We start from the raw sequence: 22941 nt of genomic DNA, 5'->3' as shown, positions 1-22941 counted from the left end.
GCTGATTTTCCTGAACAGATCCTGAATGCGTTGTACGCGATATCATCATGGGGCGCCAGCTTTATCCTCTCTCATCTATTACGCCACTCACCCTAACTTCCTGGAGTTCGGCTTAGCCCAGTAAACGAAGAAATGGCGAATTTTAGATTACTAATCTCTCTTGTGTAAGTTGTGTAGATCACTGGCGCCGCCTCCTTAAACCGGCGCCTATTATTTATTAATAATGCCAAGCGCAGAGTGCCGGGTTGCTGGAGCGATTAGGGCCTGGCAATCCGGCTTCTATTAACCTACTTTAACCGAGGGGCTAAATAGGGACATTCATTCAGCTTGCGTTCAGAAAAGCCGCCTAGTTTTTAGAAACGAACGGGCTAGAAGCCCTAAGGTCAGAGCCCTTGGTACGGGCTGAGGATTGTTGAGTCAGCGACGCGAGGGATACGCATGGAGCTGTTCGCTCTTCTAATCATTCTAATTCTTGCTCTGAGCGCCGGCTTGTTGGTGCAGTGGTTGCCCATACGTCACCGGCCACGGCCTAGCTGGTCTCAACGCGTGCCGTTTTTGGGCGGGGGGACGCCCGACAGCCACGCCTGGAGCCGCTATCACGTTCGCTATTACTCCATGACACTGCTGTTGATCGCCTTCGAAATGGAAATGATGTTCATGTACCCGTGGGCAGTCGTATTCGTCGAGAAGGGCATGAAAGCCATGATGGAGATGGGCATGTTTCTCGCCATCCTGTCGGTGGGCATCGTCTATGCCTGGCGTGAGGGGGTGTTCAAGTGGCAGTGAACTGGCTGCATAAGCTCGCGGCGCGTGGCAGCGTTCCCGTGTTTCCCGTATTGGGGATCAATGGCGCTGGCGCGTTGAGACACCTTGTGCTTTCACCACACATCGAACTGGTCGACTCACCGCGCCACGCCAGCGTGCTGCTGGTGGCGGGGGAGATTCCGGCCGACCGCTTCGAGCCCCTGCGCCGGGTGCATGACCAATTGCCATACCCCTTCACGACGCTGTGGTTTCGCAGCGAACCCTGGCCCCATCTGGAACGCGTGGCCCGTATCGACGCTCTCGATGACCTGCCCGGCGCACTGGTCAAAGCGCATCGCGAGCTGATGGAAGGCCGCCGCGGCAGCGCCCATCGTCTCCTGCCGGATGAGCCGCCCAATCCTTGGGAAGGCGAGGGCGATTTCGGCCAGGGCGGTGAAGGCATGATGGGTGGGGTGCCCTACGGGCGACCCATGGCCATGAACATGGAGGATGACATCCGCGACGGGTTGACGCTGGATTCACTGACTTTCCGGCTGGGGCCATTCTTTTTCGCGTTTCCGCCCGGCATGGCGGCGGAGATCACCCTCCAGGGGGATCTTGTGGAGACATGGAAAACGCAGTTTGCACCGTATCCACAATTTCTCGACGAGGTCTTTTTCAACGCGCACGAGCGCCCCGTCCCCATTGCGGAGGTCGAGCTTGCCCGGGTTCGCCATCATCTGCAGCGTTTGTTTCATGCGTTACACCTGGCGGGCCTGGAGAGCGTGAGCCTGAGAGCCTTGCGCTTGGCGCATGGATTGTCGACGTCGAGCACCCTCGACGGATTGCGGCGTGCGCTATCGCGTAGTGGCTTCTTTCGCCTGACGGCGGGCGGAGGCGCGCTCGGCCCCGAGCAGGCACGCATGATCGGCGGGCCTGCCGCCCGAGCTGCCGGAATGGCTGATGATCTGCGCTCGGAGGACGCCGGCTATCGACGGCTGGGGTTCTCCCCCGTCTGTCAGGCCGAAGGCGATACCCATGCTCGCTGGCGGCAGCTTCTGGATGAAATCGATCAATCCCTCCATCTGGCCCGTCTGGCCGAACGTGACAACGTACACACGGAGCGAGCAGACAGCATCGAGACGCCGCGTGGCCCCTGGTCGGAGCGGCGGCCGGCGGATGCGAGTGCGCTCTTCGATGAGCTGTTGCCCGGGCTGGAGTGGGGCGACGCCCTGGCAACGGTCGCCAGTCTGGATGTCGCGGCGTTGGCCGACCAGCCTGTCGGCACACAGCCATCCGGTGAGTCCCGCGCGGCGCGGGGAGGCAACGGAAACGATGTTTAGCGAGCTATTTCTGCCGGTTCTCATGGTGATCTTCATGCTGGTTGTCGGCGGCTATGCCGTTGCCGTGCTTGATCGCCTGGTTGCCAGCGCTCTTGGCATCCCTCAGGCCGGGCGTATCTGGCTGGCGCCGATGGCGCGCGGAGCCTGGTTGCTGACCCAGCACGCCAATGCCACCGAAGCGCCGGACTGGCGCGCCTGGCGACTGGCACCGGCCCTGTATCTGGCGTTGGCGGCGAGCGGACTGGCGGTGGTGCCATGGTCGGCCTCACTGGTTGCCACGGATCTGGTCACCAGCGTGGTGCTGTGGGGCAGCGTGGAAGCGCTGGCGACCGTCGTCATCTTCTTGCATGGCTGGTCGGCGAATTCGTTACTGGCCTTGATCGGCGGATACCGGTATGTGGCGCTGGGGCTCTCCTACATCCTGATCAGCATGTTCGTGTTGATCGGTGTGGCATTGCCGGCCGAATCGCTGCAGTTCACCCAGGTGGTGGCTTCGCAGGAAGAGCTGTGGAATGTCATCCGCCAGCCGCTGGGACTACCACTGTTTCTCATCGTCGGCCTGGGCATGACCTTCTGGGGGCCGTTGAACCTGGCCGATTCGACGGATCTGGCTGGCGGCACGGCCTCGGAGATCTCGGGTGCGCCACGGTTGGTCTGGGACATGGCCCGAGCGGCCATGCTGGTCGCGTTTAGCGGCGTGGCAGCGACTGCCTTCCTGGGTGGCTGGGCGGGGCCCTGGCTGCCCGGCCCGTTATGGATGTCCATCAAGATGCTGGCGGTATTGATCGTGCTGCTGTTGCTCGGGCGGCTACTGCCGCGACTGGCGCCGGAGCGCTGCGTCACCTTGATGTGGGTCGTGTTGCTGCCGCTGTCGTTTATCGATCTGGTGTGGGCCGGGATAGGAGCGCTGTTGTGATGGAGAGCATGAATCACGGCATCGGTGTCGATATCGCGTTTCTGTTGCTGGCCACGCTGGCGGTGGTTACCGGGTGGCGCGTGTTTCGCACCGACTCGATGGTACGGGCCTCCTTTTTTTTGCTGGTGTCGTTCATTGCCGTAGGCGTGATCATGATCCTATTGGCGGCGGAATACCTGGGCGTCGCCATGTTCTTCATGATGGCCGTGGAAATGACGGTCATGGCGCTGTTCATGGTCATGTTCATGATGAACCCGGCCGGCCTGAATCCCATGAACATGGTTCATCAGGAACGTATCTCCATCGGGGCCGGCATCGTCGGCTTCCTGGTACTCGGCGCCATGGCGCTGTTGGCGACCTTTCCCGACCAGCCGGTGCCGGCAAGCCTCGATCCCGTCAGGTCACTGGGCAACGAAATGCTCGGTGATTCGATGCTGATCTTCGAATCGGCGGGCCTCGTGCTGCTGACCACCATGATCGGCGTGGTGGTGCTATCGAGCCATCGCGGACGCTATGGCGCGGCGACGGAGGGGTCGATGCCGCCGAGGCTGGCACCGGGCGGCGACCCGGCAGGCAAGCCCGAGGAGGACGAAGAGGGCGAGCATGGCGGCCATCACCATCATCACCACTGACCAAAACAGACAGGCAGGGGGGCTTGCATGACACTCACCACACTTTTGCTATTGGCAGCGGCACTGATCGGTATCGGGATCTATGGAGCGCTTTCCCAGCAGTCTTTCGTGATGCTGATGATGGGGCTGGAGCTGATCCTCAACGGTGTCATGCTGGCGGCTGTGGCGTTCTGGGCTTTCAGCGGGGCCGGGGCGCCGGAAGGGCAACTACTGACGATCATCGTCATGGCCGTGATGGCCATCGAGATGGCGATGGGATTTGCCCTGGTGGTCGCAGTCTTCCGCGGTAAGCAGGCCGACATGACCGAATCGCTGACCGGGCTGAAGCACTGATGCTGTGGTCCGTTCCTCTCTTGCCGCTGCTGGCCGCCCCCGTCATCTATGGGCTCGGCAAGCGTTGGCTGGGCGAAGATAGGGGCCGCGCCGCGCTGGCCCTGGCGGGGGTGGCGATCACTGTCGCTACTTTGCTGCTCGTGAGCGTCGCGGTAACGGCGGATTGGGGCGGCACCTATCGCTGGAGTTCCCGAATCATCTTGTCGATTGGGATGACGTCCGCGAGCACCGTGTTCGCCATCGTCGTGCCACTGGTCGCCGCTCCGATCATCATCTACAGCGCCTACCATGAAGCATCGCCTGTCAGTGACGGGGGAACAGCGGGCCCGCCCATCGGACTGGTGGCGCTGCTGACGGCGTTCGTCGGGGCGATGGAACTGCTCGTCCTGGCCGAGGATTTCGTCACCCTATTGATCGCGTGGGAGCTGGTCGGGGCGTGTTCGTGGGCGCTGATCGCCCATGAGTGGCAGAAGGCCGGCAACCTGCGGGATGCCGCCTGGGCATTCCTGGTGACTCGATTCGGGGATCTGGGGTTGTACATTGCCGCGGCGGCGGCGTTCGCCGGCACGGGCTCGTTTGCCTTTGCAGACCTGGCCCAACTCGATGGGTGGCTGCTGGACGTGTTCGTTGCCGGCGCGGTGCTGGCCGCCGCCGCAAAGTCCGCCCAGGTGCCGTTCTCTCCATGGCTATTTGCCGCCATGTCCGGGCCGACACCGGTGTCGGCATTGCTCCATGCGGCGACCATGGTCGCGGCAGGGATCTACCTGGTGATTCGGCTGCATGCGGAACTATCCGCAGTCGCCTGGTTTGCGCCGGTCGCCATCACGCTTGGAATGGCCACCGCCCTGGCAGGGGGGCTCGTGGCCTGTCTTCAGGACCATGCCAAGAAGCTGCTGGCCGCCTCGACGTCGGCCCAGTATGGCCTGATGTGGCTGGCGGCAGGGGCAGGCTTTCCCGGTGTCGCCCTGGTGCATTTCGTCACGCATGCGTTCACGAAAGCGGCCCTGTTTCTGGCGGCCGGCATCGCCGAACGCCATGTCGGCAGCTATTCGCTTCACGCGATGCGCCTGGGCCGCCTGCTTCCGGGCGTCGCGGCAGCCGCCATGGTGGCCAGCCTGGCACTGGCGGGGGTCGTTCCGCTGAGTGCGGCGTGGAGCAAGGAGAAGATCGTCACGGCCGCCGGCCATCAGGCGTCCTGGCTGGCCGTGATTGCCGCCGTGGCGGGAGGCCTCAGTGCGCTATACGCCACACGCTTTCAACTGCTGGCGTTCGGGCGGGGGCGGCAGGACCGTACGAGTACCGCTTCCTCCCGGTCCGGGCACTCCCGGGCGGAGGCCATCTCGCTCTACCTGCTGGCGGCAGGCACGCTGGCGCTATCGCTACTCTGGTGGCCCGGTGTCGGAAATAGCCTTGCTGATTTGCTGTCTGTGCACTTCCCCAAGACCAAGCTATGGGAACTGATCGTATCGCTACTGCTGGTGGCGCTGGGTGTGGGCCTCGGCGCCTGGGCGGTGCGTCGTGAGGTGTCGAGCCAGCAGAGCGAAAAGCGTTCCGATATGGCGGACTGGCTGGGCCTGCCCACGTTGACGGCGCGAGGTGCGGATGCCGTGATGATGTTCAGCCATGGCCTGGCACGTTTCGACGATCGCGCCGTGGATGCCGGGATCCGTGGCAGTGCCCGCTTCGGTGTGTGGCTGGCCAGGCTGGGAGAGCGGCGTGGCGAAGGCGCGTTCGATGGCGCCACAAGCCAGCTCGCGAAGGGTGTCGACTGGGCGGGGCAGGTGGCACGTCGGGCGCACACCGGGCAGATGCATCACTACTACACCGGTATCGCGGCAGGACTCGCCGCGATCCTGATCATTCTGAGCATAGGAGTGCTCCTTTGATTTTGACTGCAGCCTTGGGGCTTCCCATGCTGGGGGCCCTCGTACTCGCCGTTTCAAGCCGTTGGACCGAGGTCACGGCTCGTCGATTTGCCATTGCGGTCTCGGTGTTGCCGGTGCTGTTGCTGGCTTGGGCGTGGCGACAGTTCGATCCGCAAGGTGCGCTATTCCAGTTCGTCGAGGAGGTACCCTGGGTACCCAGCCTGGGCATGGGCTACAGGTTGGGCGTGGATGGCATTGCGTTGGCTGTCGCGACGATGAGCGCCCTGGTTTTCTCGGCGAGTATCGCCTACCCCGTGGACACGAAGCATCAGCCTCGCCAGTACTACGCCTGGATGCTCTTCCTGCAGTCCGTGTCACTGGGTGTCTTCCTGGCGCTGGATCTGCTGCTCTTCTATGTCTTCTTCGATCTGAGCCTAGTGGGGATGTTCTTCCTGATCGGCCGCTGGGGGCATGGCCAGGCGCAGCTCGCCGCGTTCAAGTTCTTTCTATACACCTTCTTTGGCTCACTATTGCTGCTGCTGGCGATCATCGGGCTTTACCTGTCGGTCGAACCGCATACCTTCGACATGCGCGTGCTTATCGAACAGCAGCCACTGGCCGGTACCGGGCTCTACGCCGGGCTGGTATTTCTGGCACTGATGCTGGGCTTTGCGATCAAGACGCCGATGGTGCCCGTGCATACCTGGCTGCCGCAGGCGCATGTCGATGCACCGGGGCCGGTCTCGGCAATATTGGCGGGTGTGCTGCTCAAGATGGGCACCTACGGGATCATCCGCATTCCGTTCGCCATGATGGCGGAGACGTTCGCTCGCTATGCCCTGGTCATCGCCGTGCTCGCCGTCGTTTCGATACTCTACGGCGCCCTGGTCGCGCTCGCACAGCGTAATCTCAAGCGACGCATCGCCTACACCTCGATCAACCACATGGGCTACACGGTACTGGGGATCGCCGTAGCCGCCGCGGTGCTAAGCGATGACACTGTCGCCCGGCAAATAGCGCTGACCGGGGCAACGGTGCAAATGGTGGCGCATGGTCTGATCACTGGCACGCTATTCCTGATCTGTGGCTCATTCTGGCAGCGCACCGAGGAGTACGACCTGGACAGCTACGGTGGATTGCTTCGTCAGGCTCCGTGGTTGACCGCTTTCGCCGTGCTCGCATCGTTTGCCAGTCTGGGCCTGCCTGGCCTGGCCGGCTTCGTGGCGGAATTCCATATCTTTGTCGGCACCTTTGGTGTCTATCCGTGGCTCGCCGTCATCGGCGTGCTGGGCATCCTGGTGACGGCAGCATTGTTCCTGCAGATGCTGCAGAAGGTGTTCTTCGGGGCGATGCCGGAGCGCTGGGCGCAGTTCGAGGATCTGCGTCCCATCGAGTGGGGCGTGCTCGCGGTGTTGTCGGCAGGCTTCGTGATCATCGGCGTGGCGCCGGCGTTTCTGCTGACACTGGTCGAGGCATCGGCGACGCTGTTGATGGGAGGCCACTGATGCCTATCGGTGACGTATTGCCGGAAATCAGCCTGACGCTGGGCGCGGTGGCGATCGTCCTGTTCGCCAGCTTCGTCCGTCAGCGGCAGCATCACTGGGCAGCTGTGCTGGCCCTGCTCGCTATCGGTCTCGGTGCGGGGCTGACCTTCGCGCAATGGGGCGGGACGCCGCGGCTGACGTTTTCCGGTGTCTGGGCCCTGGATGGCGTGGCGCTCGCCAGCAAGCTGGTCGTGCTGGCCGCCGGTGCGCTGGTCGTTGCGATGTCGCCTGAATGGATGCGGGCCGATCGCCGCCATGGCGAGTACTACGCACTGGTGCTGTTCGCCCTGCTGGGCGTGATCATGATGGCATCGGCCAGCGATACCATGGAGTTGGTGTTGGGCGTGCTGTTATCCTCGGTGGCCAGTTACCCGCTGGCCGCCTACCACCGTGGCTGGGCGCCCGCGCTGGAAGCCGGGATGAAGTATTTCCTGATCGGCGCCTTGACCAATACGTTGCTGACGATCGGGGTGGTGGTGCTGTTCGGCCTGACCGGCAGTACCGGGTATCCGGACATTACCCAGGCGCTGGCCACGAACAGCGACCGCCTGGCGCTGACCATCGCCACGGCCTGCGTCGTGCTGGGTCTGACCTTCAAGCTGGCGGCGTTTCCGGCCCATGCCTGGATGCCGGACGTGGCGCAGGGTTCCCCGGTACCGGCGGCGGCCTTTCTGACCGTCATCCCCAAGATCGGCGCCGCGGTAGCGCTGGCCCGCTTTGTTTCCTTGCTGCCACCGGATGTCGTCTGGCGGGCGATCGTGGCATCGATCTCCGTCGCCACCATGACGCTGGGCAACGTGGCGGCATTGCGACAGACGGATGTGCGCCGTCTGCTGGGCTGGTCATCGGTTTCCCAGTCAGGATATGCCCTGATGGCCATTGTGGTGATGGGCATCAGCGATCAGGCCCTGCCGGCACTGGTGTTCTTCCTGGCAACCTATGCCATGGCCAACCTGGCTGCCTTCGCCGTGGTCACGCACCTGCGGGGACGTACCGCACTGGACGATTACCGGGGGCTGGCCCGACACGCACCGATCACGGCAACGATACTGATCGTGTCGCTGTTATCCCTGGTGGGTATCCCACCTTTGGTCGGCTTCTTCGGCAAACTGATGCTGTTTCGCGTCACGATCGAGGGCGGTTACGCCTGGCTGGCGCTCGTGGCGGTGATCAATACCGTCATCTCGCTGTTCTATTACCTGCGCATCGTCGCGCCGATGATGTTCGGCAGTAACCATTCCGCCGTGCATGTGCTGTCGGGCCAGTGGGCTCGATCCACAATGATCGTGTCTGGCGTGCTGCTGATCGTCGGAGGGCTTGGCGCAGAAGTGCTCTCATTATTTACAGGCTCGATACGCTTTGCACTATAGGCCCCGGCGGGCCTAGCCTGCCGGATCCACATCAATGGAGTGATACTGAGAAAGGAGTCGTCCATGTCAACTGCTCAAGGTTTGGCAATTGAAACGCCAGACAACCTGCACGCCAAGGAATGGCTGCGCGCGTACCAGCGGATCCGTGCCGTCACCGAGGCCATCTGTGCACCTCTGCACAAGGAAGACTATATGGTGCAGAGCATGCCGGATGTCAGCCCGCCGAAATGGCACATCGCCCATGTCAGCTGGTTCTTCGAAGCCTTCATTCTGAAACCGTTTCATTCCACCTATCAGACCCTCGACTCCGCGTACGACCACCTCTTCAATTCCTATTACGTGACCCACGGCACGCCGTTTCCCCGGCCCGAGCGCGGCATGATCTCGCGGCCGACCGTGGACGATGTCTATTGCTATCGCGCGCACATCGACCGGGCCATGGAAGAATTGCTTAACGATCCACCTCAGGAACATCTCCAGGAGATTCTCCGACGTCTCGAGCTGGGCCTACCGCACGAACAGCAGCATCAGGAACTGCTGCTGATGGATATCAAGCACATCCTGGCCCAGAACCCGCTATGCCCGGTCTACCGGGGCGACCTGGCGCCGACGCCTGCGCATGACGTCGCTGCGCTCGGCTGGCATGCCTATCCCGCCGGCGTTCGGCACATCGGCCATGACGACACCGAGGGGGGCTTTGCCTACGACAACGAGATGGGGCGTCACCGCCAGTTCGTCGAGGCTTTCCAGATCGCCGACCGTCCGGTGACCAACGGCGAGTTTCTCGAGTTCATGCAGGCGGGCGGATACGACAAGCCCGATCACTGGCTGTCGGACGGTTGGGCCACGGTCAAGGCCGAAGGCTGGCAGGCGCCGCTTTACTGGGTCGAGCGCGACGGTGTCTGGCATCACTACACTCTGGGCGGCCTGGTGCCGGTCGACAAGAACGCGCCGGTCTGCCATGTCAGCTTCTTTGAGGCCGATGCCTATGCGCAGTGGGCCGGCGCCCGTCTGCCCACAGAGGCCGAGTGGGAGACGGTGGCCCATGATGCCTCCATTCAGGGCAACTTCGTCGTGCAGGACCATTTGCAGCCGGTCGCCGCTGCCGGGGACACAGATGCGCCGGGCCAGATGTTCGGCGATGTCTGGGAGTGGACGGGCAGCGCCTATCGCCCCTATCCGGGGTTTCGCAAGTTGCCGGGCAGCCTGGGCGAATACAACGGCAAGTTCATGTCCGACCAGATGGTGTTGCGAGGCGGCTGTTGTGCGACGCCGGCCGATCATATCCGCGCCACCTATCGCAACTTCTTCCCGCCTCATGCCCGCTGGGCATTTTCCGGCTTCCGTCTTGCCAAGGAGAGCTGATCATGACCCTGGCCGTACAATTCCATGACCTGCACACGACCCCTGCCAAAACGTCGCTTCGCGATGAGATATTGATGGGGTTCAGCGCCGACCAGAAATTCGCCTCGCCAAAGTTCTTCTACGATCAGCGGGGTTCCGAGCTGTTCGACCGGATCTGCGCACAGCCGGAGTACTACCCGACACGAACCGAGGAGCTGATCTTGGCCAACGCCGCCGGTGAGATAGCGGACATCGCCGGGATTGAGGCGACGTTGATCGAGCTCGGCAGCGGAGCAAGTCGCAAGGTACGGTTACTGCTGGAAGCCATGCGACCGTCAAGCTATCTCGGCATCGATATATCCCGAGACTTCCTGCTCGAAAGCACGCGTCGCCTGGCTGCCGATTATCCATGGCTCGAGGTACACGCCGCCTGTGCCGACTTCTCTTGCAACATGGTCCTGCCGGAGGGGCTGGGATGCGAACGGCCGGTCGGCTTCTTTCCGGGATCGAGCATCGGCAATTTCGATCCCCAGGCCGCCGAAGATTTCCTGCGCGGCTTGCGCTCCTTGCTGCCCATAGGCAGCGGGTTGTTGATAGGTGTCGACCTGCTCAAGGACAAGGCGACACTCGAAGCCGCCTACAACGATGCGGCGGGCGTGACGGCAGCGTTCAACCTGAACCTGCTGGATCGGCTGCGCGCAGAGCTAAACACCGCAATCGATCCCGGGCATTTCGCCCACCGGGCTTTCTTCAACGAGGCGCAATCCCGCATCGAGATGCACCTGGTCAGCCAGTTACCCCAGTTCGTCGCGATCGAGGGCGAGCGCTTCCATTTTCTGGAAGGCGAGACCATCCATACAGAAAATTCCTACAAATATACGGTCGAGGGCTTTCAGGCACTGGCAGATCGTGCAGGATTTGAAGCGATTTCCTGCTGGACTGATACTCAAGGCTTGTTTAGCGTGCACTATCTGGGTCGTGCCTAAAAAAGAAGTGGGATTCACTAAAGTATTTGAGGCTTTATGTCATTTTTAATTGGATAAAGTTGAGCGGGAATTCGTTAAGATAATTACAATAATTTCGATGCGCAGCGAGATTAATCCAGTACGACTGGCGAGTAATACCATCGATTCCGTACCCAGATATGCATCATTAAGGTTCAACTTTCGGCGGAGCGGGGGCTTTGGGCAAACTGCCCTCTGACTTTCACGCACCGCTACGCTCCGTTCGAAACCGTTCGACCCAGCGTCTCAAGGGCTGGCACGGATATTGACGGCTTGAGCGGCTTCCGCGATCAAATACCCCTAGTCGAGTACGAGCCCGCCAAACTCAGGGGGAAATATGCCGCTATCTTGCCATGGATCAACTCGTGCAGGATGGCGAATGCCACTTTTATACGGATGTCGATTTCATCGGATCACAACAATAGGGGCATTTTTAGCTTAAAGAGCGAGCGATTACACGATCCGCAGGCCATCGCTAAACAGGACAACGAACATGGCAGCTAACCAGCAGCCCGCCTCGCATGCCTCCTTACCAGTAAGACGATGCGGTTTGACTCTATAGCCACTAGAAGGTTTAGAGTTTGAGCAGAGAAATTGAACTAGGTAACTTTTCATGCCAGCTACACATACCGAAGCATCCGGTAACACATACCAGTGGACCGTTCAAGGCATGGACTGTCCAAGCTGTGCCGGTAAGATCCGTGGTGCGGTGGAACGCTTGAAAGGCGTTTCCGACGTTCAGGTTTCGGTGATGAAGGAGACGCTGAGGCTTGGGCTGGACACGCAACAAACCTCGATGGAGCGTGTCGCGAAGACCGTCGAGCGACTTGGCTATTCCGTCCAATTCATGCCTGATTCTGATACTGCCAGTCCAGAAAACTCATCCGAATGTCATTCACCTTGCTGTGACGGTAACGCTCAAGACAACGACGCGGAAACGGTGACGGTACCTGATCGGGCCGACGCCGAGAGCACGCTCAGCTGGAAGGTCGGCGGCATGGACTGCGCCAGTTGCGCGGCGAAAATTCGTGGCGGTGTGGAGAACCTGCCGGGAGTCTCCGACGTCAAAGTGTCGGTCATGAACGAGACGCTCACGCTGAAGCTCGACGAACAGCAAACCTCGCCGGACAGCGTCGAGAAATCGATCAAGCGGCTCGGTTACAGTGTAACGCCGCGCACCGCCATAACCGGTAATGGCTCCAATGGCGCCAGCTCCACAGCTGACGAAGGCGTCGCCGAGGCAGTGTCGGCCTCACCGAAACGCTGGTTTCTGCATGGCAAGGGCCGGCTGGTGGTCATGACCGGGGCTGTCCTGCTGGCCGCCGTGGCGGTGCGCCTGGTGGCCTCGGAGTCTCTGGCTTATTGGGGCTTCATCCTGGCGTGTCTGGTCGGGCTGGTTCCCGTAGCGAAACGTGCTTTTTCCGCTGCACGAGCGGGCATGCCATTCACGATAGAAATGCTGATGACCATCGCTGCCGGTGGCGCGCTGATCATCGGTGCCGCCGAGGAGGCGGCGCTGGTGGTCTTCCTGTTCGCCGTCGGCGAAGTGCTTGAAGGGGTGGCCGCGGATCGTGCCCGCTCGAGTATTCGCGCGCTGGGTGATCTAGTGCCCAAGAGCGCGCTGGTCGAAGACGCACAGAGGGCGACTCGCAAGGTCAATGCCGCGAATCTGAAGATTGGTCAGATCGTCGTCGCGCGACCCGGCGACCGGATTCCTGCCGATGGGCAGATCATTGAAGGAACGTCTTCTATCGATGAATCGCCGGTGACCGGTGAATCGGTGCCCAAGAGCAAGACCCTCGACGAGTCGGTCTTCGCCGGGTCCATCAATAATGATGCCGTGCTGCGTATTCGCGTCACCAAGGCGCCCGAAGACAATACCATCGCGCGGATCATCCGCTTGGTGGAAGAAGCACAGGAAGCCCGTGCGCCCACCGAGCGTTTCATTGATCGCTTCAGCCGTGTCTATATGCCCGCTGTGGTCGGTACCGCGCTACTCGTTGCGATCATTCCTCCGCTACTTTTCGGCGGCGCTTGGGGTGAATGGACTTATCGAGCCCTGGCGCTGCTGTTGATTGGCTGCCCGTGTGCGCTGGTAATTTCGGTACCGGCTTCGATCGCCTCGTCGCTGTCTACCGGGGCACGCCGCGGGCTATTGTTGAAGGGGGGCGCGGTGATCGAGTCCACCGCCAAGGCTAGCCTCGTGACCTTCGACAAGACCGGCACCCTGACCGCCGGGAAACCAGTCGTTACCGACGTGCAAGCGGCTGCCGATGACCACGATGAGGCTGATGTCGTTGCCTTGGCCGCCAGTGTCGAGGCCGGCTCCAGCCACCCGCTCGCCGAGGCGGTGTTAAGTCATGCCGAATCGCGTCATATCGCGTTTTCTCAAGGGGCGGACGCACGCGTCATCGCCGGCCATGGTGTCGAGGCAAGCGTGGACGGTCATCGTAGCTATGTCGGTTCGCCACGCTACGCTGAAGACCAGGGCGTACTGACAGAGGCTCTGAAGACGCGGATCGCTGCGCTGGAGGAGCAGGGCAAGACGGCCGTCGTGGTGTTTAGGGACGGCGCGATCGTCGGACTGATTGCCATGCGTGACGAGCCGCGCACGGACGCCATCGACGGCATCAAGGATCTCCAGGCACTGGGCATCCGCTCGGTGATGCTGACCGGTGACAACCCCCGTACCGCGAAAGCGATTGCCGATCCGCTGGGCATCGAGTTCCAGGCAGGCTTGCTGCCTGACGACAAGGTCACGGCAATCAAGGGAATGGTCGCCAAGGACCGGGTGATCATGGTGGGCGACGGGATCAACGACGCGCCTGCACTCGCCACCGCCGACGTCGGCGTGGCCATGGGCTCGGGCACCGATGTCGCCCTGGAAACGGCCGATGGCGCCTTGCTGCGTAATCGCGTGACCGACATAGCGACCATGATTCGTCTGGCTCGCGCCACCATGAACAATATTCGCCAGAACATCACCATCGCGCTGGGCCTGAAGGCGGTATTCCTGTTGACGACCATGTTTGGTCTGACCGGGTTGTGGGTAGCTATCATGGCTGATACCGGCGCCACCGTACTAGTGACGCTGAATGCGCTGCGTCTGTTACGGTTCGAGAATCGACAGGGCCCGACACGCGGCGGTGGAGCCTCCGTCAATGTGCCGCCGGAAAGCTCGGGCCAGGCCGCTTCGCCGGCGAGTGCTTGAAGGCGAGTGCTAGAAGGCGGATAGCTAGACATCGACCAGGGAAGGTGATCATGGATAGCATTTGGATGGTGCTCGGCCTGGCATTGCTTCCCGCGTTGGGAAACTTCGGTGGTGGGCTGGTTGCGGAGGTCTCGCGGACGACCGGGCGCCGTCTCAATTACGCCCTGCATGGCGCCGCCGGTCTGGTCATTGCGGTGGTGGCGGTGGAGATCATGCCGCGCGTGCTGGAAAGTCTCTCAGCCTGGCTGATCGCACTCTCCTTCGCCTTGGGCGGCATTGCTTACGTAGGTATCGAGAAACTCGTAGAGGGCATTCAAAGGCGGCAAGGCCAGCAGAGAGAAAGCGGCCAGACGAGCGTCTGGATGATCTATATTGCCGTGTCCATCGACTTGTTCAGCGACGGTCTCCTGATCGGAGCGGGATCGGCGGTCTCGCTGTCAGTCGCTTTGATCCTGGCGGTGGGCCAGGTTCTCGCGGATATTCCCGAGGGCTTCGCGGCAATTGCCAACATGAAGGACAAGGGGATTCCGCGCAGCAAGCGCCTGCTGCTTTCTGCCTCCTTTGCCATCCCCGTCCTCTCGGCAGCCGTTTTTGCTTATTTCGTGCTCAGAAGCCAACCGGAGTCGTTCAAACTCGCAGCATTGACGTTTACGGCAGGCCTTCTTACGGTCGCCGCCATTGAGGACATGATATCCGAGGCTCATGAAAGCGGCGAAGATACGCACGTCTCGCCGCTGGCTTTTGTGGGTGGCTTCGTCCTGTTCACGCTGGTATCGGCGGGCTTAGAGGGGGTATTGGTGCAAAGCTAACGTGCCGTGCTAGCTCCTGTTGTATGCCAGTTGTTGTGGTCAACTCGTCCCGGGCAGTAATTTACGATTTGTTTCGATCAACGCAGACGGGCCTCCCTCATTAACGTATGGACCGAGGTCGGTTCCGTTTATGACGCGTAGCTTTATCAGCAAAATACACTGTTTTGAGGGGTGAAGCTGCCCTTATGATTTGATTAGGCTGTCACAACGAACTGGCCCATCATGCCTGTGTCCTCATGTTCAAGATTATGGCAGTGGTACATATAAGGCAGATATGGATCACTGTAATCCGTAAAGCTCAGAAGCACGCGTACCCGCTCAGCAGGATTAACGACCACCGTATCCTTTAGTCCCATCTCGTTCAGCGCAGGAGGCGAGCCATTGCGATCGAGTATTCGGAACTGGACATCATGTACATGGAACGGGTGGGGTACCATGCTAGTGTTACTTATCTCCCAGATCTCTGTGCTTCCTAAACGGACAGTTTCATCGATACGGTTGCGATCCATCCGTTTTCCATTGATCGTCATGCCCATTCCCAATACGAACGGGCGAGTCCCGATCGCCTGAGCAGGATCGGGCTGATCCAGCGTGACGAGACGACTGGGCAGCGGCGCGACACGAGCACGTTCGAGGTCGGGCTGGATACGTAAGACATCGAACACCTGTTCACTGCCCACCGGACCGCTTCCGGAAGAGACGGCGCGTAGCACGACGGGGCGACCATCACTTAGATCAACAATGACCTGAGCGCGCTCGCCAGGTGCGAGACTAATGCGCGAGACATCAATCGGGCGCTCCAAAAGCCCACCATCAGTGCCTATCTGACTGAATACGCGCTCGTCACTGAAACCCAGCGAGTAGAAACGGGCATTGGACCCATTGAGAATTCGCAAGCGTAGCTTTTGGGATTTTGATTCAAAATACGGATTCAAGCTGCCATTAACGAGCATGACGTCACCCATCACACCCATCATCATGCCGGAATAGAATAGCGAACCATCATCGTCGAACGTGCGATCCTGTAGCATCAGTGGAATGTCGTCCACGCCGTATTCGCTCGGCAGGTCCAAGCGCCCGGTCTCCTCGTCGTCCACATAAATCAGCCCGGCAAGACCCTGGTACACCTGCGGGCCGGTGACGGGCGGCAAATGGGAGTGGTACCAGAACATCGAGGCACGCTGTTTCACCTCAAATTGTGGCGACCACGTAGCACCATCCTTGATGATCTGATGAGGCCCCCCATCGGCATAGGCCGGTAGATGAAAGCCATGCCAATGCAGCGTGCTGTTCTGGCCGAGTTGATTGGTGACGTTGAGTCGCACGGTATCCCCGGCCCGCATCTTTAGCGTCGGGCCGAGATAGCTTCCGTTGATACCCAGCGTGGGCGTATTCATCCCATCGTAGAATTGGGTAGTGCCCTTCTGTAGGTTGAGGTCGTACACCCTTATCCCGTCCCGGCTTTCTCCGCCAAGCAGTGGCGGAACAGCAAGCGGTTTGAGAGAGGCGGCAAAAGCGGGTCTTCCCAACAGTAACTGCTGTAAACCACTGTAACCGGCCATGCCTGTGACCAGCGTTGCCGTGCTTCCGCCAAGAATCAAGTTCTTGACGAGGGCTCTTCTTGTAAGCATCCGTTTATCCACTGATTAATGTATGCGGTTTTAACGAGAACTACTATGTAGGCAGGATTCGCTGAGAGCCGTTGAGGTCAACCAGACCGAGACAGCGATGAAAGGCCGCTTATCCCAGGGAGGGGAAACAGGCCGATTAAGCTGGGGCACCTGAGATAGTGAAGGGAGGAATGGCATCGGTCGATTAAGGCCGCTGATAGATCGGTAAAGTGCTAGCTTAAAACCTTTGCCTTGCCTGGAGGTCAAGTGCGTTGGGCGACTACTGTAATAACAAGCTTTTCATCATTGGGGTTGACCTTAAAGTTCACTTTAGGGCTATCGTAAACCATGCATCACCCAACCCCAACGTAAGGATAGCCCCATGACTTTGCAGCTTGGAGAAATAGCACCCGATTTTACGGTGGAATCAACGGAAGGCACTGTCAGCTTCCATGAGTGGCTTGGTGACAGTTGGGCCGTGCTGTTTTCTCACCCGGCCGATTATACCCCTGTCTGCACGACAGAGCTTGGCGCATTTGCCAAGCGCAAAGATGAGTTCGACAAGCGCGGCGCCAAGCTGATCGGTGTTTCCGTCGATCCGCTGGCTTCTCATGCCGGCTGGGCGAAGGATATCGAGACCACCCAAGGCGCGTCTCTCAACTATCCGCTACTGGCTGACGAGAATCGGTTGGTGGCAGAGCTTTACGGGATGATTCATCCCAAGGCCGATCCCAAGCTGACGGTACGCACCGTTTTTATCATAGACCCTGACAAGAAGATTCGTCTGACCCTGACCTACCCACCCAGCACGGGTCGCAATGTCGATGAAATCCTGCGGGTCATCGATTCGCTGCAACTGACCGGCAAGCACAAGGTGGCAACCCCGGTGGACTGGCAGAACGGCGAAGACGTCATCATCGTCCCCTCCGTGTCGGACGAGGAAGCCAAGGAGCGCTTTCCTGAAGGCTGGGATGAGCAGACACCGTACCTGCGTGTGGTCCGCCAGCCCAAGTAACCAACAGAACGATCAGGTGGTCCGGTTGCACCGGGCTACCTGAAGTGTCGCTGAGGAACTCTTGATGAAAACCTACAGTATCGGACAACTGGCCGAGCGCTGCGGCATTGCCACCCAGGCGATCCGATACTACGAGCAAGAGAGGCTCATGCCGAAGCCCCAGCGAACGGAATCCAACTACCGCCGCTATCCCGAGGAGCATGTGGCCAGGCTGCAGTTCATTCTTCAGGCCAAGCAATGGGGGTTCACACTCGATGAAATTCGTGAACTGCTGATCCTGCAGGATGCCAACGGCGACCGGGCACAAGCCAAGCGGATTGCCGAAGAGAAGCTGATCAAAGTTCGAGAGCAGATCAGGCATCTTTCGAAAATCGAGTCGGTGCTTTCGAAAACCCTCTCGGAGTGTTCCGGAGAGGGCCCCATGAAGGAAGGGTGCCCCATTGTCGAAGCGATCACCGACGGCAAGTAAATCCCCTTTATTCCCGCCTTCTGGCCTGGCGAAACAATCGCCAGCCATTCGAACCTTGTTAACGCGAGTGATGCCGCCAGGAGTTCTAAATGACCGAGCGTGTCGATATCAGTATTCGGGGCATGTCCTGTGCTTCCTGCGTCGGGCGCGTGGAGCGCGCCCTCAAGAAGCAGTCCGGTGTCACGGATGTGCAAGTGAACCTGGCGACTGAAAAGGCCACGGTTACTTTCGAAGCGCATGCCAATCCCAGCCAGGCAGTCCATGCCGTTGAAGAGGCTGGCTACCAGCCTGTCGTTGAAACCGCTGAGATTCCTATTATCGGCATGACCTGCGGTTCTTGTGTCTCACGGGTTGAACGTACCATTGAGAAGCTGCCAGGCATTGTCCAGGCCAGCGTGAATCTCACCACGCAAAAGGCTTTTGTGCGGTTCCTGCCCGCGGCGGTAACGTTGCCACGCATCCACCATGCCATTCGTGATGCGGGATATGAGCCGCAGGACCAAGGGGAGAGTACACAGACCGAGCGCGAGGACCAGGAGGGCGTCCAGCTTCGCAACAAGGTGCTGATTGCGGCAGCATTCACGATTCCGGTCGTGTTTATTGCCATGGGCAAGATGATCCCTGCGCTGGAAGCGATATTCACCAGCATCATGCCGCACCGAGGTTGGATGGGCATCGAGTGGTTGCTGACTACCCCAGTCCAGTTCTATGCCGGGGCACGTTTCTACCGAGCGGGCTTCGCTGAACTGCGACATGCGAACCCGGGGATGAATAGCTTGGTCATGATTGGCTCAAGCGCCGCCTATTTCTACTCTATGGCTGCGCTCTTGATTCCCGGCTTCTTCCCTGCGGGGACCGCCGGAAGCTACTTTGAGGCCGCGGCGGTCATCGTGACGCTCATCCTGCTGGGCCGTCACTTCGAGCATGTCGCCAAGGGCCGCACCTCCGAGGCGATCAAGAAGCTTTTGCAGCTACAGGCAAAAACGGCCCGCGTCATCCGCAACGGCGACACGGTTGAAGTGCCGATCGAGGCCGTCGTGCCGGGTGATCGTATCCTGGCTCGTCCGGGAGAGCGCATCCCCGTCGATGGCATTGTCGAGGAAGGTCACTCCTACGTCGACGAGTCGATGATCAGCGGGGAGCCGGTGCCGGTTGCCAAGCAGATGGATAATGAGGTCGTTGGCGGAACGATCAACAAGAACGGTGCTCTGACGTTCCGCGCCACCCGAGTAGGTGCCGACACGGTACTGTCGCAGATCGTTAAGATGGTGGAATCTGCCCAGGCGGAAAAACCGCCGATCCAGAAGCTGGCCGACAAGATTGCCGGAATCTTCGTACCGATCGTGCTCCTGATTGCGGCAATCACGTTTACTGTGTGGCTCGGTTTCGGGCCAGCCCCGGCGCTGGCTTTCGCCTTTGTCACCACCGTCAGTGTGCTGTTGATTGCCTGCCCCTGTGCGATGGGCCTGGCGACGCCCACTGCAATCATGGTGGGGACCGGTAAAGGGGCCGAGATGGGTGTGCTGTTTCGTAAAGGGGCAGCACTCGAGACCCTGGCTAGGGTGGACACGATCGTGCTGGACAAGACTGGCACGCTGACGATGGGACGCCCCGAGCTGACGGACTTCGTAGTGCTCGAAGGGCAGGAGAACGAAGTGCTTCGCTGGGTCGCCGCGGTCGAAGCGCAAAGTGAACACCCGATTGCCGAAGCGATTGTACGTGGTGCAAAAGACTTAGGCCTAGATCTGCCATCCATCAGCCGCTTCCAGGCCGAGCCTGGTTTTGGCATAGAAGCCGAGGTCGACGGCCATAAGCTCAATGTGGGGGCTGACCGCTATATGAGTCGGCTCGGCATCGACCTAGGCAAGGCGGAAGAGCGTGCCACTGCGCTTGCCAGAGAGGCCAAGAGCCCGCTGTATGCGGCAGTCGATGGCAGGCTTGCGGCGGTAATCGCTGTTGCCGATCCGCTCAAGGAGGGCTCGGTTGAGGCTATTGCGTCACTCAGGGCGCAGGGCCTGGATGTGGCCATGCTGACCGGTGATAACCGCGCCACGGCCGAGGCCATCGCTAGACAGGTGGGGATTCAGCAGGTGCTCGCCGAAGTGTTGCCGGATCAAAAGGCAAACGAGGTCAAGCGACTACAAACTGAAGGCCGCAATACTGCATTCGTCGGCGACGGCATCAATGATGCACCGGCATTGGCGCAAGCCGATGTGGGCATTGCTATTGGCACGGGTACCGACATCGCGATCGAGGCCGGTGACGTCGTGCTCATGCGTGGCGATCTGAGAGGCATCGTCAATGCTACAGCACTCTCCAAACGCACCCGCAAGACCATTTTGTCCAACTTCGCCTGGGCTTATGGCTATAACGTGGCGTTGATTCCGGTAGCGGCAGGGGCGCTGTATCCATTCACCGGCTTTTTGCTCAATCCAATACTGGCAGCTGCGGCCATGAGCCTATCCAGTATCTTCGTCCTGACGAATTCTTTGCGGCTGCGTCGTTTTCAGCCCGACAGCGTCGAGCCATCTCAGACACCAGCCGGCGAGCCCGGGTAGCCGCAAGCTCCCAGAGTAAGCCGCCCCTTTTACCGACGCCACCTTGCTGGATGACGTCGACGATCCCGGCTAGGCATTAACACATCTTGTTGAGTAAACAAGGCTTGTTGAGCGTTAAATCCGGCAACCGAATTGACCGCCGGAATATAAGGAAAAACCATGCTTCAGTACCCTAAAATCGATCCCATTGCCATCGCCATAGGCCCTTTGCAGATCCATTGGTATGGCCTTATGTACGTGGTCGGTCTCGCCGCTGCCTGGTGGCTTGGGCGTCGCCGCGCCCATCAACTGGGCATGAGCCGTGACGACATCGGCGATCTGATCTTCTATGGGGCCTTGGGCATCATATTGGGTGGTCGCATTGGTTATGTGCTGTTCTACGGGTTCGATAAATTACTGGCCAATCCCTTATGGCTCTTCAAGGTTTGGGAAGGAGGTATGAGCTTCCATGGCGGTTTGACCGGCGTGCTGGTTGCGGCTTGGTTGTTTGCCCGCAAGCATCGCCTGGCCTTTTTCCAGTTGACCGATTTCATCGCACCACTGGTGCCGATTGGTCTGGGTGCCGGGCGGCTTGGTAATTTCATCAATCATGAATTGCCGGGGCGCATAAGCGAGGTCCCTTGGGCAATGGTGTGGCCGCCCATGATGGGGCTGGGACCGGAGCCACGTCACCCTTCTTCGTTGTATGAGTTCGCCCTGGAAGGCATCGTGATGTTCGTTGTACTGTGGTGGTTCTCGAGCCGGCCACGTCAGCGCGGCATGACATCTGGCCTGTTCTTGTTACTTTACGGTATTTTCCGCTTTGCCGTGGAGTTCGTGCGCCTGCCTGATCCTCAGCTGGGCTTCATCGCCTTCGGCTGGCTAACCATGGGACAACTGCTGAGCTTGCCGATGGTCTTGGGGGGCCTTGCGTTGATCGCCTGGGCGAGACGCCAGTCGGTGGATATTGCAAAAACTATGGCCGCCTCATGAGAGCCGCCTCTCTTCTTCTCATGCTTCTGTTCCTCATCGTGGGACAATCAGCGGCCAGCGAGGAATTGTTCGCGGATAACGGTAAACACGGGCTCTTCAATGATCCCGTCCTAGGCAAGTTCTTGCCGGTCAATCAAGCCTTTCAGGCTAGCGCATGGCGAAGCGATAGTAGGATATTCGTTAGGTTCAAGAATGCCCCCGGCTATTATCTGCATCGACACCAGTTTGCACTGGAAAGCCTTGACCCGTCAGCCAGCTTCGGAGAGCTGGAGATACCCCCGGGCGAGCTTGTCATTCATCCCCAGTTGGGCAAGCTATACGTCTTTTATGACCAGATCGTGCTCAGCGCTCCCATCGTTTCGGAAAGCGAGGATATTGGCTCGGTGGCCATTTCAGTGACGTTTCAGGGTTGTTCTGACGAAGGGCTCTGTTACCCTCCAGCTCAAATAGAGCTGGAGGCATTCTTCGACTCGGCTCCTGCCACTGTTGACTCAGGTAACTTGGCTCGCCCCTCGGACATAAATGTCATGAGCTTTAGTGGACCGAGGTAACCTTTGACTACGCTGACGACCTCGAACCCCGCTATCTGCAACAAGATGTCTGCTTCGCGGTTCAGGTGACAGCCTCCAGCACAGCGCGTCCAGAGCGGTGTCATGCGGTGCTGCCAGCGAGCCACCCGAGATTCCGGTGAAAGGCCGTGTTCCGTGAACAGAAACTGTCCTCCAGGCTTGAGGACCCGGCGCGCTTCGAGGAGCGCCTGCTCAATATTAGGAATAGTGCAGAGTGTCCAAGTACAGAGTACGGTATCGATGCTCTGATCCGGAAGCGGAATCCGCTCGGCCCCGGCCTGCAGCACTTCTACCGGAAACGCCGCTTTGGTAATAGGTGCCCGAGCCAATTCGAGCATGCCTTCCTCGGGCTCTAGTGCATAGAACTGCCGGACCTTTTCAACGTCGTAGAAAGGCAAGTTGAGCCCTGACCCAAAGCCAAGTTCTAGCACGACTCCCTGAGCCTGTGATGCCAAGCGCTGGCGGTATGCTTCGAGCAAATGAGTACGCATTGCTAGATGCATGAGATGCGGCAATACATAGCGGTTATAAAGTCCCATGTCATTCCATTGTTTGCAGAGTTCAGCATTCGGGCCGTTGCCTCGGAACAGGGCTCTATCGATCGATACTGGCTAGTGCCGGTTACTGGCTGCC

At 59.9% G+C, this 22941-nt stretch carries 19 protein-coding genes; 17 read left to right on the top strand and 2 right to left on the bottom strand.

Translation table 11 applies throughout. The features are described from left to right. Positions 1 to 546 precede the first annotated feature (546 nt). From ACUN9V_RS16765 to ACUN9V_RS16710, 12 genes are all read left to right on the top strand, one after another. A complete protein-coding gene (locus ACUN9V_RS16765) occupies positions 547 to 786 on the top strand; it encodes an NADH-quinone oxidoreductase subunit A (protein WP_246837775.1) in 240 nt (79 codons plus the stop codon). Continuing rightward, on the top strand, positions 777 to 2087 hold the full coding sequence (locus tag ACUN9V_RS16760) for a hypothetical protein (RefSeq protein ID WP_139313695.1): 1311 nt from the start codon (positions 777 to 779) through the stop codon (positions 2085 to 2087). Before ACUN9V_RS16765 ends, ACUN9V_RS16760 begins: the two co-directional genes overlap by 10 nt. Continuing rightward, positions 2080 to 3003: an NADH-quinone oxidoreductase subunit H gene (locus tag ACUN9V_RS16755; RefSeq protein ID WP_445512224.1), complete on the top strand. Its 924-nt coding sequence runs from the start codon at positions 2080 to 2082 to the stop codon at positions 3001 to 3003. The genes ACUN9V_RS16760 and ACUN9V_RS16755 overlap by 8 nt, the downstream gene beginning before the upstream one ends. After that, positions 3003 to 3635, top strand: coding sequence for an NADH-quinone oxidoreductase subunit J (locus tag ACUN9V_RS16750; protein ID WP_445512223.1), 633 nt, complete (start codon positions 3003 to 3005; stop codon positions 3633 to 3635). Before ACUN9V_RS16755 ends, ACUN9V_RS16750 begins: the two co-directional genes overlap by 1 nt. Positions 3636 to 3662: 27 nt before the next feature. Next, on the top strand, positions 3663 to 3968 hold the full coding sequence (nuoK, locus tag ACUN9V_RS16745; RefSeq protein WP_035413666.1) for an NADH-quinone oxidoreductase subunit NuoK: 306 nt from the start codon (positions 3663 to 3665) through the stop codon (positions 3966 to 3968). Beyond that, the gene (locus tag ACUN9V_RS16740) at positions 3968 to 5854 is read left to right on the top strand and encodes an NADH-quinone oxidoreductase subunit 5 family protein (protein ID WP_445512222.1); all 1887 of its coding nucleotides are present in this window, start codon (positions 3968 to 3970) and stop codon (positions 5852 to 5854) included. The genes nuoK and ACUN9V_RS16740 overlap by 1 nt, the downstream gene beginning before the upstream one ends. Further along, positions 5851 to 7338, top strand: coding sequence for a complex I subunit 4 family protein (locus ACUN9V_RS16735; protein WP_445512221.1), 1488 nt, complete (start codon positions 5851 to 5853; stop codon positions 7336 to 7338). The genes ACUN9V_RS16740 and ACUN9V_RS16735 overlap by 4 nt, the downstream gene beginning before the upstream one ends. Further along, entirely contained in the window at positions 7338 to 8747 is a 1410-nt protein-coding gene (locus tag ACUN9V_RS16730; RefSeq protein WP_445512220.1) for an NADH-quinone oxidoreductase subunit N, read from the top strand. The genes ACUN9V_RS16735 and ACUN9V_RS16730 overlap by 1 nt, the downstream gene beginning before the upstream one ends. Positions 8748 to 8810: 63 nt before the next feature. Beyond that, complete coding sequence (egtB, locus tag ACUN9V_RS16725) at positions 8811 to 10112, top strand: ergothioneine biosynthesis protein EgtB (RefSeq protein WP_445512219.1); 1302 nt, start codon at positions 8811 to 8813, stop codon at positions 10110 to 10112. Positions 10113 to 10114: 2 nt separating this feature from the next. Beyond that, the gene (gene egtD / locus ACUN9V_RS16720) at positions 10115 to 11077 is read left to right on the top strand and encodes an L-histidine N(alpha)-methyltransferase (RefSeq protein WP_445512218.1); all 963 of its coding nucleotides are present in this window, start codon (positions 10115 to 10117) and stop codon (positions 11075 to 11077) included. A 631-nt stretch (positions 11078 to 11708) separates the two neighbouring features. After that, entirely contained in the window at positions 11709 to 14306 is a 2598-nt protein-coding gene (locus ACUN9V_RS16715) for a heavy metal translocating P-type ATPase (RefSeq protein ID WP_342595548.1), read from the top strand. Positions 14307 to 14356: 50 nt separating this feature from the next. After that, positions 14357 to 15115 carry a ZIP family metal transporter gene (locus ACUN9V_RS16710; protein ID WP_071231949.1) on the top strand — a complete coding sequence of 253 codons (759 nt, stop codon included), beginning with the start codon at positions 14357 to 14359 and terminating at the stop codon, positions 15113 to 15115. Positions 15116 to 15309: 194 nt separating this feature from the next. Here the strand turns inward: ACUN9V_RS16710 and ACUN9V_RS16705 are convergent, their stop codons facing one another. After that, positions 15310 to 16746, bottom strand: coding sequence for a multicopper oxidase family protein (locus ACUN9V_RS16705; protein ID WP_071231948.1), 1437 nt, complete (start codon positions 16744 to 16746; stop codon positions 15310 to 15312). Between the two features lie 361 nt (positions 16747 to 17107). Here ACUN9V_RS16705 and ACUN9V_RS16700 point away from each other — a divergent pair, with 361 nt between their 5' ends. The 5 genes from ACUN9V_RS16700 (at position 17108) to ACUN9V_RS16680 (ending at position 22290) form a co-directional block, all read left to right on the top strand. Continuing rightward, complete coding sequence (locus tag ACUN9V_RS16700; RefSeq protein WP_071231947.1) at positions 17108 to 17740, top strand: peroxiredoxin; 633 nt, start codon at positions 17108 to 17110, stop codon at positions 17738 to 17740. A 64-nt stretch (positions 17741 to 17804) separates the two neighbouring features. Then, entirely contained in the window at positions 17805 to 18209 is a 405-nt protein-coding gene (locus ACUN9V_RS16695) for a heavy metal-responsive transcriptional regulator (protein ID WP_071231946.1), read from the top strand. A gap of 89 nt (positions 18210 to 18298) precedes the next feature. Further along, positions 18299 to 20767 (top strand): heavy metal translocating P-type ATPase, encoded by a 2469-nt coding sequence (locus ACUN9V_RS16690; protein ID WP_445512217.1) that lies wholly within the window; start codon positions 18299 to 18301, stop codon positions 20765 to 20767. A gap of 159 nt (positions 20768 to 20926) precedes the next feature. After that, the gene (lgt, locus tag ACUN9V_RS16685; protein WP_445512216.1) at positions 20927 to 21739 is read left to right on the top strand and encodes a prolipoprotein diacylglyceryl transferase; all 813 of its coding nucleotides are present in this window, start codon (positions 20927 to 20929) and stop codon (positions 21737 to 21739) included. Next, positions 21736 to 22290: a protein-disulfide reductase DsbD domain-containing protein gene (locus tag ACUN9V_RS16680; RefSeq protein ID WP_425356044.1), complete on the top strand. Its 555-nt coding sequence runs from the start codon at positions 21736 to 21738 to the stop codon at positions 22288 to 22290. Before lgt ends, ACUN9V_RS16680 begins: the two co-directional genes overlap by 4 nt. Here the strand turns inward: ACUN9V_RS16680 and ACUN9V_RS16675 are convergent. After that, positions 22182 to 22847 (bottom strand): class I SAM-dependent methyltransferase, encoded by a 666-nt coding sequence (locus ACUN9V_RS16675; RefSeq protein ID WP_342595544.1) that lies wholly within the window; start codon positions 22845 to 22847, stop codon positions 22182 to 22184. The two genes, ACUN9V_RS16680 and ACUN9V_RS16675, sit on opposite strands and share 109 nt — an antisense overlap. Between the last annotated feature and the right edge of the window lie 94 nt (positions 22848 to 22941).

The sequence above is a fragment of the Salinicola sp. V024 genome (assembly GCF_052645315.1).
This window is presented reverse-complemented; position numbering and strand designations above follow the sequence as displayed.

What these genes read in the sequence shown, in the direction of transcription:
- egtB (WP_445512219.1), top strand. Translation starts at nt 8,811, where the DNA reads ATGTCAACTGCTCAAGGTTTGGCAATTGAAACGCCAGACAACCTGCAC.
- ACUN9V_RS16695 (WP_071231946.1), top strand. Translation starts at nt 17,805, where the DNA reads ATGAAAACCTACAGTATCGGACAACTGGCCGAGCGCTGCGGCATTGCC.
- egtD (WP_445512218.1), top strand. Translation starts at nt 10,115, where the DNA reads ATGACCCTGGCCGTACAATTCCATGACCTGCACACGACCCCTGCCAAA.
- ACUN9V_RS16705 (WP_071231948.1), bottom strand. Translation starts at nt 16,746, where the DNA reads ATGCTTACAAGAAGAGCCCTCGTCAAGAACTTGATTCTTGGCGGAAGC.
- ACUN9V_RS16750 (WP_445512223.1), top strand. Translation starts at nt 3,003, where the DNA reads ATGGAGAGCATGAATCACGGCATCGGTGTCGATATCGCGTTTCTGTTG.
- ACUN9V_RS16715 (WP_342595548.1), top strand. Translation starts at nt 11,709, where the DNA reads ATGCCAGCTACACATACCGAAGCATCCGGTAACACATACCAGTGGACC.
- nuoK (WP_035413666.1), top strand. Translation starts at nt 3,663, where the DNA reads ATGACACTCACCACACTTTTGCTATTGGCAGCGGCACTGATCGGTATC.
- ACUN9V_RS16675 (WP_342595544.1), bottom strand. Translation starts at nt 22,847, where the DNA reads ATGGGACTTTATAACCGCTATGTATTGCCGCATCTCATGCATCTAGCA.
- ACUN9V_RS16710 (WP_071231949.1), top strand. Translation starts at nt 14,357, where the DNA reads ATGGATAGCATTTGGATGGTGCTCGGCCTGGCATTGCTTCCCGCGTTG.
- ACUN9V_RS16690 (WP_445512217.1), top strand. Translation starts at nt 18,299, where the DNA reads ATGACCGAGCGTGTCGATATCAGTATTCGGGGCATGTCCTGTGCTTCC.
- lgt (WP_445512216.1), top strand. Translation starts at nt 20,927, where the DNA reads ATGCTTCAGTACCCTAAAATCGATCCCATTGCCATCGCCATAGGCCCT.
- ACUN9V_RS16730 (WP_445512220.1), top strand. Translation starts at nt 7,338, where the DNA reads ATGCCTATCGGTGACGTATTGCCGGAAATCAGCCTGACGCTGGGCGCG.
- ACUN9V_RS16700 (WP_071231947.1), top strand. Translation starts at nt 17,108, where the DNA reads ATGACTTTGCAGCTTGGAGAAATAGCACCCGATTTTACGGTGGAATCA.
- ACUN9V_RS16740 (WP_445512222.1), top strand. Translation starts at nt 3,968, where the DNA reads ATGCTGTGGTCCGTTCCTCTCTTGCCGCTGCTGGCCGCCCCCGTCATC.
- ACUN9V_RS16755 (WP_445512224.1), top strand. Translation starts at nt 2,080, where the DNA reads ATGTTTAGCGAGCTATTTCTGCCGGTTCTCATGGTGATCTTCATGCTG.
- ACUN9V_RS16680 (WP_425356044.1), top strand. Translation starts at nt 21,736, where the DNA reads ATGAGAGCCGCCTCTCTTCTTCTCATGCTTCTGTTCCTCATCGTGGGA.